The 16,005-nt window shown below is 49.4% G+C and carries 14 protein-coding genes and 1 pseudogene; all 15 read right to left on the bottom strand.

Going from position 1 to position 16,005, the window contains the following annotated elements; genetic code table 11:
* Positions 1-19: 19 nt before the first annotated feature.
* The gene (locus tag A3KS_RS0119355; protein WP_026396295.1) at positions 20-418 is read right to left on the bottom strand and encodes a (deoxy)nucleoside triphosphate pyrophosphohydrolase; all 399 of its coding nucleotides are present in this window, start codon (positions 416-418) and stop codon (positions 20-22) included.
* Between the two features lie 187 nt (positions 419-605).
* Positions 606-1,853 carry a hypothetical protein gene (locus A3KS_RS0119350; protein ID WP_026396294.1) on the bottom strand — a complete coding sequence of 416 codons (1,248 nt, stop codon included), beginning with the start codon at positions 1,851-1,853 and terminating at the stop codon, positions 606-608.
* A 61-nt stretch (positions 1,854-1,914) separates the two neighbouring features.
* Positions 1,915-3,378 carry a caspase family protein gene (locus A3KS_RS22120; protein ID WP_051356017.1) on the bottom strand — a complete coding sequence of 488 codons (1,464 nt, stop codon included), beginning with the start codon at positions 3,376-3,378 and terminating at the stop codon, positions 1,915-1,917.
* 66 nt (positions 3,379-3,444) lie between these two features.
* Positions 3,445-4,899, bottom strand: a complete 1,455-nt coding sequence (locus A3KS_RS0119340) for a hypothetical protein (RefSeq protein ID WP_026396293.1) — start codon at positions 4,897-4,899, stop codon at positions 3,445-3,447.
* A 147-nt stretch (positions 4,900-5,046) separates the two neighbouring features.
* On the bottom strand, positions 5,047-5,661 hold the full coding sequence (locus A3KS_RS0119335; RefSeq protein ID WP_026396292.1) for a class I SAM-dependent methyltransferase: 615 nt from the start codon (positions 5,659-5,661) through the stop codon (positions 5,047-5,049).
* Between the two features lie 32 nt (positions 5,662-5,693).
* On the bottom strand, positions 5,694-8,246 hold the full coding sequence (locus tag A3KS_RS0119330; RefSeq protein WP_026396291.1) for a DEAD/DEAH box helicase family protein: 2,553 nt from the start codon (positions 8,244-8,246) through the stop codon (positions 5,694-5,696).
* Between the two features lie 315 nt (positions 8,247-8,561).
* Positions 8,562-8,960, bottom strand: a complete 399-nt coding sequence (locus A3KS_RS0119320) for a phage holin family protein (protein ID WP_242834806.1) — start codon at positions 8,958-8,960, stop codon at positions 8,562-8,564.
* Complete coding sequence (locus tag A3KS_RS22115; protein ID WP_051356016.1) at positions 8,941-9,606, bottom strand: D-Ala-D-Ala carboxypeptidase family metallohydrolase; 666 nt, start codon at positions 9,604-9,606, stop codon at positions 8,941-8,943. The genes A3KS_RS0119320 and A3KS_RS22115 overlap by 20 nt, the downstream gene beginning before the upstream one ends.
* A gap of 177 nt (positions 9,607-9,783) precedes the next feature.
* Positions 9,784-10,008 (bottom strand): DUF2922 domain-containing protein, encoded by a 225-nt coding sequence (locus tag A3KS_RS22110; protein ID WP_035356849.1) that lies wholly within the window; start codon positions 10,006-10,008, stop codon positions 9,784-9,786.
* Between the two features lie 200 nt (positions 10,009-10,208).
* On the bottom strand, positions 10,209-10,430 hold the full coding sequence (locus A3KS_RS22105) for a DUF1659 domain-containing protein (protein ID WP_035356847.1): 222 nt from the start codon (positions 10,428-10,430) through the stop codon (positions 10,209-10,211).
* A gap of 107 nt (positions 10,431-10,537) precedes the next feature.
* A complete protein-coding gene (locus tag A3KS_RS0119295; protein WP_169727727.1) occupies positions 10,538-11,077 on the bottom strand; it encodes a hypothetical protein in 540 nt (179 codons plus the stop codon).
* Positions 11,078-11,107: 30 nt separating this feature from the next.
* A complete protein-coding gene (locus A3KS_RS0119290) occupies positions 11,108-11,413 on the bottom strand; it encodes a hypothetical protein (RefSeq protein ID WP_026396287.1) in 306 nt (101 codons plus the stop codon).
* Positions 11,404-13,113: a DNA primase family protein gene (locus A3KS_RS22100; RefSeq protein WP_242834805.1), complete on the bottom strand. Its 1,710-nt coding sequence runs from the start codon at positions 13,111-13,113 to the stop codon at positions 11,404-11,406. Before A3KS_RS22100 ends, A3KS_RS0119290 begins: the two co-directional genes overlap by 10 nt.
* A gap of 129 nt (positions 13,114-13,242) precedes the next feature.
* Positions 13,243-13,389 (bottom strand): annotated as a pseudogene (locus A3KS_RS24340) (hypothetical protein); the annotation flags it as partial.
* A 621-nt stretch (positions 13,390-14,010) separates the two neighbouring features.
* A complete protein-coding gene (locus A3KS_RS0119280) occupies positions 14,011-15,954 on the bottom strand; it encodes a DNA polymerase (RefSeq protein ID WP_051356014.1) in 1,944 nt (647 codons plus the stop codon).
* Between the last annotated feature and the right edge of the window lie 51 nt (positions 15,955-16,005).

Genomic DNA, 16,005 nt, shown 5'->3' with positions numbered 1-16,005 from the left:
GACTCCTCTTTAGGTCTTACTATTTGCGCATTAATTTCTCCATAATCGGGATATCCGCCGGGGCCCAATCCAGTTCGTTCAGGCGTTCTACCGGTAGCCAACAATGATGGTGGTGTTCTAAGCGCTCAAAGGCTTTGCTTTCAACCGGGACGATATAGCTATGCATTTCAATAAAGAATTCCGGATACTGATGTTCAACGGTCATAAAAAAGTTCTCTGGCAGCACCCGCACCGCTAATGCCATTTCTTCTTTTAATTCACGCTCAAGGGCTTCTTCGGCGGTCTCGCCTGGTTCGATTTTACCGCCGGGAAACTCATATTTTAGTGAGAGGTCTAAACACACTGTTTCTGGCCGCTGCATGCAGAGAATTTCATCGTTATGCTTAATAATTGCAGCGGCTACTTTGTAATATTTCATGGGATGCTCCTTTGTGTAAACTTGTTTCATCTTATTATATACGTTCTCCCTGTTCACATTCAACCAATTCTCACGCACAACCCGAGTGAAAAAGGACCTCGCAATCGACAAGCCTGTAGCTCATTTGACAGTTCACAAAGATGATGGTTTTTATGAGTTGATAGATTAATGATAGGCACGGTTCTAGTCATTTTCGTGCTTTTTGTGCAATTTTTTTCCTTTCAGGATCGTGCAAATTTAAAACAAAATGATATATCATCATAGTTCGTTTAAAACTTCCAGGTAGGTTATGCCTAGATTTAATGATATAAGGTGGTATAGAATGTTTTTTAATCTCTACAATTTGAAACTCTTCTTGTGATTTTTTTAAGCTAACTAACTTTTTCTCGATAAAGTTTACTGCATCTTCGATACTTTTATTTTTATTAATCGAGATTGTCACGCCAAATTCGAAGTTATTATTTAGGTACCCTATCAATTGCTGATATTGATCTTCAAATTTCTCCAAAATTTTATTTTCGATAATACACCAGTCTTTTCTTTTATTTGATGTATTCTGATAAATATATATGTCTGTTTCACCTAATTTTTTTATAGCTCGTCCAATCGGCATTTCTCTCGAACACTGCAATTCAAAAGCTACAGTAAAAAGCCTTAATAATCCATTGTAAATATCATTACTAATTTCATTCTCATCTCTATTTTCAATTTCAACAATCCTCTGTTCTAGTGAAGCAAGACAAAACGAAATTTCATTTATTATTTGATTTTCTGAAATTTGTTTATGCATCACAATGCTTTTTGATTCTTTTGTAATCTTATCTTTTTCTTCAATATAAAGCTCTCTAAGATCATTTGGCATTATAATCAAATAGTCATCTAAATCTACATCTGAAAAAAACAATTCAAAAAATGGTCTATCATCTAAATATGTTGTAACTAAAGACTCGACTGCTTCAGGGAAAAAATAATGATCATAAAAACAAAATGTATAATAATATTCAAAATTAGTCACTGCTTCTAAAATAATGTTATCTCCTGTCTCATCTAAATATTCTTGTTCGCTTTTTATTTTGTCCAATGATAATATGTCCAATTCGTATTGCAATAAATCTTTTTCATTATCACAAAGATCTTCCCACCATTCTAAAACTGAGTAAAGGAGATATTCATATTTTGGCTTTATAAAAGGTCTCATAATGCTTGAGTTGATTAATTCCAATAGTTCCTCAAAAAGCAACCGAGCTTCTTTGCTTTCGCGTCTTACATATGCTCTTGGCAAGAAAAATTCCATAAAAGTCTCTGTTTCTTCAGTCTCATCAAGTAGTGCTATTAATACATCCAACATAATTTTTATATTGTTATTTACAAATGATGTAACTAACAAATCTGTTTCTTTTGATTTATTATAATCAAGTAGTTGTAATTTTATCACATTAATCTCCAATAAACACAATTAATTTATTCGCTAAAAAATCTCTTCAAAGCAGTCTAAACTATTTTCCATACCATCTAAGACTAAAGCTATCGGGAGTTATAAAATTTTCACAATCATGACTATATATAAACTCAATCCTTTCTTTCGGGGCTACTATTTTTTTTCTTACGTCTTCTTCAAATTTACTTTTTGATTCTATAGAATAATGCCAGAAATCTTCGCTTTTATATTTTTCAGTTCCCTCTAAATTGTAGAGTACAGATTGCCCATTACAAGCTACATCAACAACCTCGAATGTTGGTTGGTTCTCGTCATTTAACTTCAACGTAACACTAAAAATTAATTTTTGTTCGCTCCCTGGGATATAGAGTACATATTCATCATTTTTTGTAAGTTCACTTTGAATGAATTTCAATTCCTCACTTTTTCTAAGTTCAAAAGCACCGATAACATTTTCAAACTGCGTAGTTTTAAATGAATTTCTTAACTTTCCATTACGATCAAAGTAAATTTCATAAGTCATACCATTTAACAAATGTTTAATGACATCATATGGTAGATTATTTAAATTGTATGTTAAATTATCTAGGTAATTTACTGCATTGTTAGAACCACCACAGGCCGTTTGATAAATATTTCTTCCTAAAATAAAAATCTCATTCACACTAGCTAAACTCCAATCAATTGCGTCCAATCTTGTAATTGCAGGATTTTGCACATACCAATCATGTCTTTTTAAATCGTTTATAATGTCTTTTAAGACGCTGTCTTTGGTGAACATATATGTTGCATCTTCCAATGCTGTTTTTGAATATATCGCCTTTGAAGAACCATTTGCAATATCTGGATTAAAATAAAAATTGCCCAATAATGATGTGTGTTCCCAAGGTATCTGACTGTTTTGAGTTTCAGTACTTACGATTTCTCTTACTTTTTTAAACATACCTTCAATCGGTATTCTTGGTAAATCCAAACATTTTATTAAGGCATTTGTATAAATTCCATTGCCTAATAATAGGTTCTCTTTTGCTTTTTGTCCAGGTGAAGTAGAATATGCAATAATTGTGCCTTTTGGTGCAAACATTGGCGCAAAACCATTTAGATTATTACCTCTAGTACCTGTTGAAAAGTTCTCTCTACAAGCATCTAAAATTATTATTTTTACATTCAAACTGCTATTATCATAAATTTTAATAAATTCATCCAATTTAAATGCCATGTGTTTTACTGGAATATCATTTATACCAATGCCGGTATCTGTCATAGCCAAATAATTTGTTTTTTCAATTTCAAAGCCATGACCTGCGAAATATACTAATCCGATTTCATACTCATTAATTATTTCTTCAAATTCATGAATTACTGTACACATTTTCCTGTAGTCAATGTTTAATTCGCAAACACAATCAAATCCTAAGGTTTCTAATTTTTTACTAATATCTGTGGCATCTTTTGTCGCACACTTAAGTTGAATCATACTTTCATATTCATTATTGCCTATAACCAGAGCTATTTTCCTCATGTTGTCTTTTCCCTTCTTTTTATATTTAACAAATATATAGATCCATCTTAGTCATTTACATAAAGATTATTTTGCTTTTGATGCTTGTATTTTATCGGCCCTAGCATCTATTAACACAATTCCCGGTTTACCAGACAGTTCAAGTTCGTTTAGAATATTTATTGTTTTCTTATACTCTTCATCAGTAAAGTATAAAATTACTTTTATTGCTTTATCAGTATTATTCGCGTCCTTATAAACGTTAACTTGTTTTTCTAAGTTCTTTTTTAATGTTCTTGATAATTTGAATTCGATCAATGTCGTATCTTTTCTATTGTTAGAAGCTTTAAAATCAACAGGACCTCTGCCATTATTCACTTCGCTATTGAAATCTGCAATGGTATCATAACAAACTAATTTATACATAATATGCAAGTCAGCTTCTCTTCTGATTGGCTTATCACCATCATAAAACCATCTATAGCCGTCACAATCCTCAATAACATGCTTCAGAAAATTTACTCGCTCCATCGCTTCATCAAAAGAGTTTGGTTGCACATCATAAAAACCCGTTTTATCTTTTAGAAAATTTGCAAGTTCAACAACCTGTTCAATAAATACTTTATTGACTTCACTTACTTCTTCTAAAGAATTTTCTAAGGCTAAAGCTTCTTGCTCTTCTTTGTCTCTGATATAGTAGTCAATTAATGACGGATATTTTTCAATCGTTTTTTGTGCTGCTATTAACTTGTCTTGTTTTTGGGGCTTTTCTGATAATAAACTAATAAAATAATCATTTACTGCAAATCTCAAAGCCTCATCTTCGATACTAACTGCGATATTTTGTATATTTTTGTACATGTCGTTCTTGTTAATCCAAGTATCTACTCTAACAAGTAAATCGCAAGGTGTTAACAGCACAAAGTGATTGTTGTGCATCGGCAGATAATACTTTTTTGGTTGCCAAACTTTCTTTTCATAATTAAAAAAAGCCTTTGCAACATTAAATTCCATACAATACTTATCTTGTATATTTTTTTTCGTAAATTCCTCAGTAAATGTTAGCAAATAACCTTTTATAAGATTTGTAACAAAATCACTTATACTATCACGACCAACTTTTGGTTTAATCAAACACAATTTTTCAACGTGGGTACTTTTGGTTATTTCTTCATTTCCAAAATTTCTAAAAATACTATTTAAACCTGAATGAAGTGCTATTGCAAAATCTTCACCAAGACCTCGTCCCGAATTTCCATTTTTACAGAATCCCAAATACGTTTGTTTTACTTCAGGAAATTTATACCATAAATCCATCATACCCTGTGTTAGCTCTTGGTTCTTTAGAGCTTCATCTCTTAAAAAAAACAAATAATCGATAATTGAATTATGCAATTCTTTGTATTCAAGTTTTTCACTACAAAAAATAAGAAATGGGTCAATGAATAATGGTAAATCATTAAGTAAAGAAATATTGAATGCCTCATAATTTTTTAATTTTTCAGGTTCTACTTCAAAGAAATCACTAAAATAAATCTTCATACGAAACCCCTTTCAAAATCCATTTTGAAATAGAAATATGCCATTTAGTATTTTAATTTAAATAAACTTCATTCAAAATTTCGCTTTTATCCGAATATTACGAAATTTTTTTGAGTTAACTTAAAATATACGGTTCACCTTACAATGCTAATTTTTTACTAACCCAATCACATTCAGCCACGTCTCCCCACCCCGTCCATCTCTTACATCCCCAGTCACAAAAGTCTCCACAATCTCCAGCCCCGTCACTGGCTCAATCACTGCCGCCAGCCGTTCTTCATCCAAATCTGTAAAATACCGGCCGTTGCGCTGCCCTTCAAAATCCCCATATTTAAAGGAAGCATATAAAGTGCCGCCGGGTCTTAAGGCCCGGGCAACTTTCCCGAAAATGTCGGTGAGTTCGGCATAGGGCACGTGGAGCAGCGAGGCGCAGGCCCAGACGCCGTCAAAGGCCGCATCAAAATTGAGTTCGGCAAAGGTCTGGCAGAGCACGGGCTGGCCGATATAATCGGCGGCCAGGCGGCAGCAGCCTTCCGAGCCGTCAATGGCAGTGACCTGATAACCGGCATCGATAAAAGCTTTGCTGTCGCGGCCGGAGCCGCAACCCAGATCGAGGATGTGGGCCTGGATCGGCAACAGTTTTAAAAAGCGTCGATGCAGTTTGCTGAGGTCAGCGTCGATGGTGCCCTGGACAAAGGTCCGGGCGGTTTCATTATAATATTGCAACGTTTTATTTGCGGTTTTATGGGATAACTTAGTCATGCGGTTCTCCTGTTTGGTGGTAATTTTGGACTTTACGCCTGGGTTTCCATTTTTTCCAGCCGTTCTTTATAAAAGCGTTTGGTACGGTAGTCGATAATATCTTTAAAGTGTCCGACAAAAACCGGGTTGGTCACAAAGGCGTCCAGTTCGGGCGCCAGACAGAAAGCCTCACCGTTTAGAAAAAAGAATTCCCCGGCGGATTGGGCCAGAAAATGGACCGGATTGCGCCTGGCCAGGCTGACATATTCTTTTTGTCCCCAGCCCATGGCATTGGCGGTAGTCTTGTCGCGCAGCAGATCGACCCGGTTGGAGCCTTTTTCATAGAAAGCCTTGAAGCTCTGGTAAAGATCGTCGTCATCAATGGCCAGCTTCATCGCACTGCCATTATAAAAGGCCAGCAGCACCGGCATCTTATAGGTTTTTGTCATGGCGGTGTTTTCGATGTTTCGAAGAAAGGCGTGGCCCGGGCTGCCCAGCAGTTCTTTTTCGGCGGCCGTGGTCTGGCCGATCGCATCAAGAAAGGTCAGATAATCACGGAAGGGATTGAGGTCTTTTTTGCTGCGGATGCTCTGATAAATGGCTTCATCCAGATGGACATAGAGATCCAGCCGCAGCGGCCGGCGGCCCAGTTCATCCTGAATCCGTTCAAACTCATCCAGCACCCGGTCTTTTAGTTTTTTCTGATCCTGAGCCATTTTCTTAAACAGATCAATCAGCCGGAAATCAAAGTCGACCAGACAGTCCTCGGGGAAATCGGCCTCACCGGGCAGCTGGTAACCCCGGCGGCCACCACTTTCCGGTGGGGCCGTGCTGGTCAGAAAAAAGGGCACCAGATTGGCTTTTTTATAATTGCCGATAAAATCCAGCACTTTGAGGTGGGTTTTGCCCCGGGTCTTGCGCAGACCCCGGCCCAGTTGCTGCAGAAAGACCGTCGGTGACTGGGTCGGCCGCAGAAACAGGACCATGTCCAGTTCGGGGATATCCAGCCCCTCGTTAAACATATCCACCGAAAAAAGCACCTGCAGCTCCCCGTCCTTAAGTTTTTTGATGGCGGTTTCCCGGTCCAGGGTCAACGCTTTCCCATCATCCGGCGGGCTGCCGCTAATCACCGCGGCGCAGGCGATCCCCTGATCCCTAAAATAGCGGGTCATATACAGGGCGTGGCGGCGGTTGATGCAAAAGCCCAGGGCCCGGCGGCTGCCATATTTGGCATAATGCTGAAAAATCAGCTGGCCGCGGCGGTTGACGCTGGCCAGCAGCGCCAGCTGCTTATCATCGTAGCGGCCATTTTTAAAATCGATCTGGTCGTAGTCCAGATCATCGTAGATACCATAATAGCGAAACGGCGTCAGCCAGCCGCGGTTGATGGCTTCTTTGAGGCGGACCTCGTAAACTACATTGTAGTCACAGAGGGCAAAAACATCCTGATTGTCCAGCCGCTCCGGGGTGGCGGTGAGGCCCAGCAGAAAACCGGGCTTAAAATAATCGATGATGTTCTGATAACAGCTGGATACGGCGTGATGGAATTCGTCAATGATGATGTAGTCAAAGGCATCAGGGGCAAAATAGCGGTCGCACAGATAGTCGCGGTCGCCCAGGGTCTGGACCGAGGCAAAGATGATATCGGCGGCGGTGTCCTTGCAGCTGCCGTCAAAGTGGCCGGCGCTAAGGTCGGGCCGGACGCAGGCAAAGGTATGGGCGGCCTGGCTGAGAATTTCATCGCGATGGGCGACAAAGAGAATCCGTTTATAATCACGACTATCAAAGGCGGCCAGAAAGGTTTTGCCGATGCCGGTGGCGGCCACAATCAGGCCCCGGTCAAGCTGTTCGCGGCGAAACTGTTTTAGCGCATAGAGGGCTTCCACCTGAGCCCCGGTGGGCTGGGGAAAGGCAATCAGCGGCGCCGGGACGGAATCAGCGACATCCACCGCATAACCGGCCTGGGGCTGGGCCACCCGATTATCCGGCCGCGGCGCATCAATGGTTTCCTGCGGCTGATCGGCTTCGAGCTGGTCAAGCTGCTGATAGATTTTGGGTCGCACCCATTGTTTGGCGTAGCGTTTGAGCTCCCGGTCATCGATGGGAATGCTGTGATCATTTAACAGGGTCTCGAAGGTCTGGCGAAAAAAGGCGCAGTCGCCGGGATGGGTCCGGCTGTCAATCCGGTAATTCCACTCAATGCCGCAAGTCAGGGCCGACCGGGACAGGTTGGAAGAACCGACAAAGACCTCCTCGCTATCGGGATAGGTAAAAAAATAGGCCTTGGCGTGAAAGGACTGATTAGGGACATTGTAAAAGCGCAGATCACACCGGTCGCCCAGGGCATCTTTGAGCAGATAGAGGGCTTCGGGCTGGGTGATGTTGAGGTAATTGGCGCAGAGAATGGTAATCGGCACCCCCGCCGCGGCCGCCGCGGTCAGGTCTTTTAGTAGCAGCCGGACGCCGGAGACCATCAGAAACGAAACATTGAGGTCGATTTTAAGTGCCCGGCCGATCGCCTCCCGGAGATAGGGAAAAAAGTGATCGCTTTCGCCGGTGATGCAGTTGTGGTTGGTAGCGGGACCAATAATCTGATAGTTTGCCATGATTTCCTCTTTCTGCCCAGGAGCCGATCCGGTTCGCCATCAGGGCGGACGGTCAGCTGACGCGAACATGATAATTTTATTATACGCTTTTCGTACGGAAACGCAAAACCTTATCCGCCCAAACCCACCCTTTTTTTCAACAAAAAGGCCGCCATCGATGACCTGGCACCAAAAAAACTAACATCTGCTAAAAAACCCGGTGAGACAGGTGCGGTTTTTTTAATTATTTCTATTTTTTTCGGTTTTGGCCATAAAAAACCCCCGCCGACCGGTAAATAAACCAGGTCTGGCGGGGGATGCAAGCAATGATTCAGGTTAGGGCGGCGGCTCTTCCTCGCCCAGCTCGGTCAGCACCTGTTCCAGCCGCCGGGGGATCGGGACCCCCAGGACAGCCAGGTTTTCTAAAATGCTCAGGCCTTCGTTGGCCAGGTAGAAAAAGATCATCGCCGACCGCAGCGGCGCACCGGCCCCGCCCAGCAGGGTGGTATCGAGCAGGTGGCCGATACCGACCACGATAAAGATCAGCATTTTCTTGAGGATGCCGCGAAAGCCCTGGGCACTGGACAGACGGCCTTGCCAGGCGGCAGCCAGAAAGCCGGTCAGGTAGTCGATCACGACAAAGGCGGTCAGGCACAACAGAAAGCCGTCCCAGCCGCCCAGCCACTGACCGACCAGACCGCCGACCAGGGCCCAGCTATACCGCCAGATGGACAAAGCCGTCGGCCTCATAGCAGATTGCGGTCAGCCCCAGGCTCTCAGCAATGGCGGCAACGGTGGCAATCGGAATCCCGGGGGCGTAGCAATCGGCGGCCTGGCCAAACAGATGCTGGGAATTGTCGACCCCGCCGACCTCCCCGTTGCGCTGGCGGCAGCGAACCCCGGAGGTGATCCGCACCGGGACGTTCAGGGCATTGCGCAGGGCTTCAAGCTTGAGCAGCAGCTCCAGGTTCATCTCGGCCGGGAAGCCGTCGCAATAGGCGCCGCCGCAATCACAGGCAAACTCGGCCCGGGCAAAGTGCGGCGTCGAGCCGTCGCTGTCAAAGGCGATCCGACTCAGCGTTTCAGTAAAGAGCCGGTTGGCCGTCAGCGTCCCGACCACCCCATCGGGGTCCAGGCCCGCGTCCCGCTGAAAAGCCTGAATGGCCTTCCGGGTCTTGGGTCCCTCGCGGCCATCCAGGGGCCCGGGATGATAGCCCCGGGCCGCCAGGGCAGTTTGGATTTTTACAATCTCTTCATTCATCGTTTTCCTTTCGGTAATCAATTTGGTTTGCGTTGGTTGGGGTGCGTTTCCTGCGGATGACAGAGGGACATTTCGGGATGTCATCCGCAGGGCTGACACGCCGTAACGTCCCCCTTTCATCCTCCGGGGCATCAGGGCCCCAAACAAACATCGATTCAGGGGCCGACATTTATCACATCATGTTGTCCGCATCGGGGCGAACAGGTCATCGACCTGTCCGATCCCGCAGCGAACAACAGATTGATAAATGGTCGGCCCCGACCACGCCGAACCCAATTGGGCCCGCCGCTGAAACCCCTAGCTCATGCTAAAGGCGGTGGTGTCGGTGACAACCAGTTCGGCCTTGACCTTGGAGACCAGAGCCATGTTGTCCGGGGCAAAAATGTTTTTGGCGATGATCGCCGCCATTGCCGTGTTGACCGCATCGACGGTCAGTCCGACCTTGGGCGTCGCAATCGACATCGTCGTGGTTTTGAGATCCGACCGCTTAAAGGTCAGTTGCAGGATTGTATTTGCTGCCATTTGGTTCCTCCTTTCTACTTGAGATGTAGTCATTGCGAAGTTCAGCTTATGCAGTCCGAACCCCAGTGCCGACAATTGTTACATCATGTTGTCCGCATCGGAGCGGAAAGGTTGATAAACCTGTCCGATTCCGCAGCGAACAACCGATTAACAATTGGTCGGCACAGCATTACGTAATGATCAGTAATGCGAACCATGGTTTAGACCGGGATGATCAGGTTGGTTTCCTGCTTAAAGCATTCTTCCATGACCGGCTGCTGGAGCCCGGCAATGATCACCGCGACATCATAAATGTCCTGGTCGGTGGCACTGGCCCGGACATCGCCGTAGGTGCGGGTGGTGATTTTTTCCTTGCCGTCAACCATCCCATGGTTGGAGCGGATCTGGATCTTCTGTTCGATAAAATCAGTGGTTACTGCCATTGGTGTTCCTCCTTTCCTCGTCTTGATACCAGTCTAACATGGTGGCGGGATGGCTTTAAATGGCGGGATGTAAAAATAAATAGCCACCCCGAAGGGTAGCCAATCATTCATCGCTTACTTTCCTGCCCCACCGCTCCCAGCCCCCGGGCGTGGAGCCGATAAACCCAACGCAGGTCGTAGCCCATGGCCGCGGCGATGGCGGCAAAGGGCTGGTCGTTTAAATAGCGGCGGGTCATGATTTCCTGGATCTGGGGGTTTTCCTGGCTGTCGATGGCGGCGATCAGGGCCCGGTTGAGCGTTTCCAGATCATCGCTGTCGCGGGCGATGGCGATTTGCAGGGCCCGGAGCTGCTGACGGCAGCGATGACCGGTGGCCGGGCTGACCCGCTGGCTCAGGGCCAGTTGTTTGTGGGTGTGGGCCAGGTATTGACGGGTGCGCCAGATCCGGGCCTGCAGTTCGGTGATACGTGCTTTGATCGTTTTGATGGACATCGGGGCTCCTTTCTTTTGGGGGTCGCGGTGGCACCGCCGGCTTGCTGCCTGAGGGATGCCGTTTCCTCCGCATGACAGGGGGACATTTCGGGATGTCATCCTGGGGGCTGACACCCGTAACGTCCCCCTTTCATCCTCCGGTATTCGGGCGGGCAATGACCGCCCCTACGGAATGATGCGTCAGGTTTAATTGATAACCGTACCAACCATTCTAGTCAACCAGCATTCTTTAGCTGCACCTTGCTGGCCTTTTATATTTTTAGCCGCCGTCCCCTTTATGAAGGGGTTGAAGGGGTTGGCGGCTAAAAAAAGCCGGTCTGGTTCGTTTATTATTTTTTGTTCCGATGAGCGGAGTTTGGAAAAAACCCCTTCCATCCCTTCCGACGCCTTCGTTAAGCTATTTGTGCCCTTCTCAACCCCTTCAAAACCCCTTCTTTTTCGACTTTTTGCGATAACGAATTCGCCACTTTGTCTTATTTTGTTCAACTCCATGCCAAATCCCCAAAATCTTCCAGACCAATCCCGCTATACAAGGAACGTCTGCTGAGTATTTCCTTGCTTTTTTCGACCATCCCATAACTTTCTTTTAGCTCCATCCAGAAGCGTTTCTGACTAACCGGCCGCAAGCCCGATCCGCCACTGTACTGCTGGTAGGCGTGGTAGAGCTGGGCCGCCGCCACCTGCCGCTGGGGACCCACCACGCAGCAATCGGCCACAAAGGACAGCACCGAGCTGCCAGCGGTCCGATAGCTATCCAGGGCTTCGCGGCTGGCTGACGATTCACTAAAGCAATAACCCTTGTCGGCCAGTCGCTTCAGGCCGGCCAGGGCCCAGTTTAAAATCCCCGGGGCTTCCGCGGCCAGCTTCTCCTTTAAATGGAGATCGCGCTGGGCCACCGGCCGGGCCGGTAAAAAGGGGATAATCACCAGGCGGCGGTAAAAGGCTTCGCTGCGGTCGCCGAGGTTTTTGGGGATGCTGTTGCAGGAAAAGACCAGCCGGGCGGTACTCTTAAAGCCGTGGGGGTCCTTGTTTTTGCGCTGGGCGGTCAGCCAGTCCTCGCCGGTGAGGCTCTTAAAAAGGCTGCTGTCGTCGATATTTTTAGAGGGCAGATCGGCAAAGATATTGGCCAGGCGGCCGTCCAGCTCAGCGGTCAGAAAGGTCTCGCCGAGATTCTGCCAGGAAATATTGGAGACATTGGCCGCCCCCAACAGCAGCTCCTGAATCACCGCAAGCAGCGTCGATTTACCGGCGCCGCCTTCCCCGACCAGGACAAAGGCCTTCTGGGCCCGCGTTTCCGGCACCAGCAGATAGCCGCACAGCTCCTGCACCAGCAGCTCGGTGGCGGGGTCCAGACAGTCCTTTAAAAAGGCCGCAAAGCGCGGCGCCAGAGCCTCGGCGTGATAGCCGACGGCCAGCTGAATCGTTGACAGCAGCTCGGGATCATGGGGCTTAAGCGTCCCGCTGTGACGGTCATAGAGGCCGTTTTTTAAATTGATCAGATCCCTGTTGGCATTGAGCCGTTCGGGGCTTTTGAGGATTTCCATCGTCCACTGGCCATGGACGTCGTTGATCTGATGCATGGTGACATCATCAGGGCGCAGGTATTTGCGGATGATATGCTTGACGTGGAGCTCATCGACCTTTTGATAGACCCCCGCCAGATACTGATAGTAGCATTGCCGCGCATAAAAGATTTTTTTATGGGCCGCCAGGGCGTTGGCCAGGACGCCGGGGACCAGCCGCAGCCCGGTCCGGCTTTTAACATACCAGGGCGGCGGTGGCACCTGACCCAGGTCGCGGGGCTGCCGGGCCGGGCAGCGTCCCAGCTTCGGACAGCTAAAGCCCCATGCGGCAATCGTTTCACAGCTGAAGGGCCCGGTGCCGGAGCGGCGAAACTGGGCAATTTTAGCCGCCGTGGCCGCAAAGCTGTAACCGGGATGAGCGGCCGACAGGTCGTGGATGGCCGCCTCGCCGCCGGGGACATCAGCCAGATTGGTGATCATCGGATACCACAGCGGTTCCGGCAGGGTCGTGGCCTGGGCCTGACAGTGGCGGATAAAGTCGCAGCTGCGCAGCAATTGACCGAGGTCAAAATCGCTCCGGGGCGGCGCCAGCGGTGGCGCTGGCGCGGTCTTGGCCGGGCTTTTGGCGGTCTCGGCAAAACGCCGGTCATCGGGATGCAGGCCCGCCAACACCGTCGCCAGTTGCCTCTGGGTATAGCGGCGCTCGGGTTCATAGAGCAGACAGACAACCGCCAGCGGCTCGGCCTTGTGGTGGTTAAAACCCGGCAGCCGCATCACCCGGCTGGGATTATTAATCACCGGATCGCCGCCAAAGTGGGCCGCCAGTTGTTTTTGGAGGACCCGGAATTGGGCCAGTCCGGACTCATCGCAGCCCTTGAGCAGCCAATAGCCATGCAGGGACTTGCGGGTTTTTACGACAATCGAGGGCGGCAGCGGGAAAGCCATCAGGTTGTCCCATTGGCTTTCCAGAGGCAGCTCATCGGCCTCAACAAACTGGGCCGCCACGGCCGTGATATCATGATCCTTATGGCCACCGGGGTTGACGACAAAAAAGATGCCCCGCCGTTCGCCGTCATTCTCGCGCTGCAGCTGGCCCAGCAGCGGCCCGTCCGGCGCCGCCAGTTCCGCCGCTGTCACCGTCCGGTTGCGGCCCCCGCCGCGGCGGCCGGCCGCCCCCTCAGCAAAACTGCGCAGCCCATAGGGCCCGCCATGAAAGGCGGCCAGAAAGGCCGCCAGGGTGATTTCCAGGGGCCGGATCTGTTCAAAAGATTTATTTTTCATCGCTTTTCTCCAAGTTCTTATTATTTATTCAGGGCCAATGTTGGTGTGAGGCCATAAGCTTACACCAGCACCAACCAGTACCGACAATTGTTACATCATGTTGTCCGCATCGGAGCGGACACGGCGTAGCCTGTCCGATTCTGCGCGCAGGCAACGAGCCAATCACAAGCTTGCTTGTAGTTGGCGACTGCCCGCGACCAATGCGAAAGGAGCAAAGCGGATTTCGCATGGCGCAGCGAACAACAGATTAACAATTGGTCGGGACGTCAGGGTGACACCCGCCCCTTATTCCCCGGCGGCCCCGGCCCACGCCACCAGCGAACCATAGCGCGGCCCGACCGTGACTTCCACCGCCAGCGGGACATCAAAACCCGGGAAGGGCGGGGCCGTCATCACGGCCCTGATCCAGGCAATCGCGGCGGCCAGCTGGGCCGTTTCAACCTCAAAAACGATCTCGTCATGAACCGTCAGTAGCGGCCAGATAAAGGGCCGGGCACTCAGGCCGGCCTCCAGCCGGACCATCGCCAGCTTTAAAATATCGGCGGCCGTGCCCTGAATCGGATGGTTCAGGGCGGCCCGCTCAAAGTGGCCCTGCAGCCCTTCCTCGGGGGCATTGATGCCCGGCAGGCAGCGGCGCCGACCCAGCGCCGTGTCGACCGTTTCGTGATAGCGGGCCGCCCGGCGTACCTGATCCTGCCAGGGGGCCAGTCCCGGATAGGCCCGGCGGAGATTGAAAATCATCGCCTGACAGGCTTCCAGGCTGAGGCTCTGGTCAGCCTTAACCCGCAGAATATCCTGCAGCCCGCGGGGATAGAGACCGTAAAAGATCCCGAAATTGATATTCTTGGCGACCGTCCGGCGCGCCTTATAGTCGGGATGGTCCTTGTCCAGGGCCTCAGCCAGACTGATCCCATAAACCGCCGCGGTCGTAACAGCGTGAATATCGCCGCCCTCGCGGTAGACCGCCAGCAGGTTGACGTCGCCGGTAAACCAGGCCCCGATCCGCAGCTCGATCTGGCTGTAATCGACCGCGACCAGCGTCATGCCCGGCCGGGCCACCAGAAAATCGCGAACATTGACGCCATGAACCGATCCCGCCGGCAGGTTCTGACAATTGGGCTGGGCACTGCTAAAGCGGCCGGTTTCGGCGCCGAGCGGAAAAAAGTGGCTGTGAATGGCCGCGGTGGCCGGATTGATCTGGTCGGCCAGCCCCAGGACATAGCTTTTATAGAGTTTGGCGAGACCCCGATAAGCGGAAATCGCCGCCAGATAGGCCCCTGCCGGCAGGTCTTGGGCCCGGCAATAGGCACTGAGCTGCTTGATCGCATCCTCATCAAGGGCCGCTTTGCCGGTCTCGGTGCGTTTGAGTACCGGCAGCCCCAGATCATCAAAGAGATAGGCCTTGAGATCATTGGTGGCGGCATTTTTACCGACTTGCACCGGGCGCCGGCCACCCGTTTCCAGATCATTCTGATACATCCCCAACCGCTCGCGACAGGCCACCGCCGCCGCGCCAATCCCGACCCGATCGGCAAAAAAACCGCGGTACTCCATCCGCGCCGTAAACAGCGCCACCGGACTTTCGAGGGCCTTGATCAGCCCTTCATGGGCCGGGATGTTGCTTTGAAACCAGGCGTTTTCCAGATCATAGAGGCGCCGGGCCAGATCGGCGTCATGACAGGCATAAGCAATCGTGGCCGGGTCCTGGGGATTAAGATCGGCAAAGCTGCCCAGCCCCACCACCTCGACAAAAGTGGGCAGCTCCAGCCCCAACCAGTCCCGGGCCAGAGTTTTTAAACCAACATCGGCCAGCCGCCGAAAATGGCCGTCTTCCTTATAGATCAGTTGCGCCGCCGCCATCGTGTCATAGACCGGGGCCACCAGGGCAATCCCCCGGGCCAGCAGAAATTTGGCCTCAAAGGCCAGGTTGTGGGCAATTTTAATGACCGCGGGGTTTTCAAAAACACGCTGCCGCAAAAATGCCCAGACGGCCCCGGCCTCCGCATTGGCCCCCGCATGGTGGCCCAGCGGCAGATACACCGCGGAGCCCGCCGCCACCGCCAGCGAAACCCCGACAATGTCCCCCCGGTGGGGGTCCAGGGCCGCCTCCCGGTCAGCCCACCAGCCCGCCGCCGGCGCCGTTTCAAAATCAAAGGCGATCAGCACCGCATCAGCCAAATAGTCCGCCAGCACCTGTAAATCCGTTGTCATCCGATAATTTGTATTCATTTCAATCCTTTCTAAAGATTGGGAAGTGGCGCAACGCAAAAAAATACCGCA

The sequence above is a fragment of the Acetobacterium malicum subsp. dehalogenans DSM 11527 genome, from assembly GCF_000472665.1.
GTDB classification, from domain to species: Bacteria; Bacillota; Clostridia; order Eubacteriales; family Eubacteriaceae; genus Acetobacterium; species Acetobacterium malicum.
Note: the sequence above shows the minus strand (reverse complement) of the source record. Positions and strands in the feature narration are given on the sequence as shown.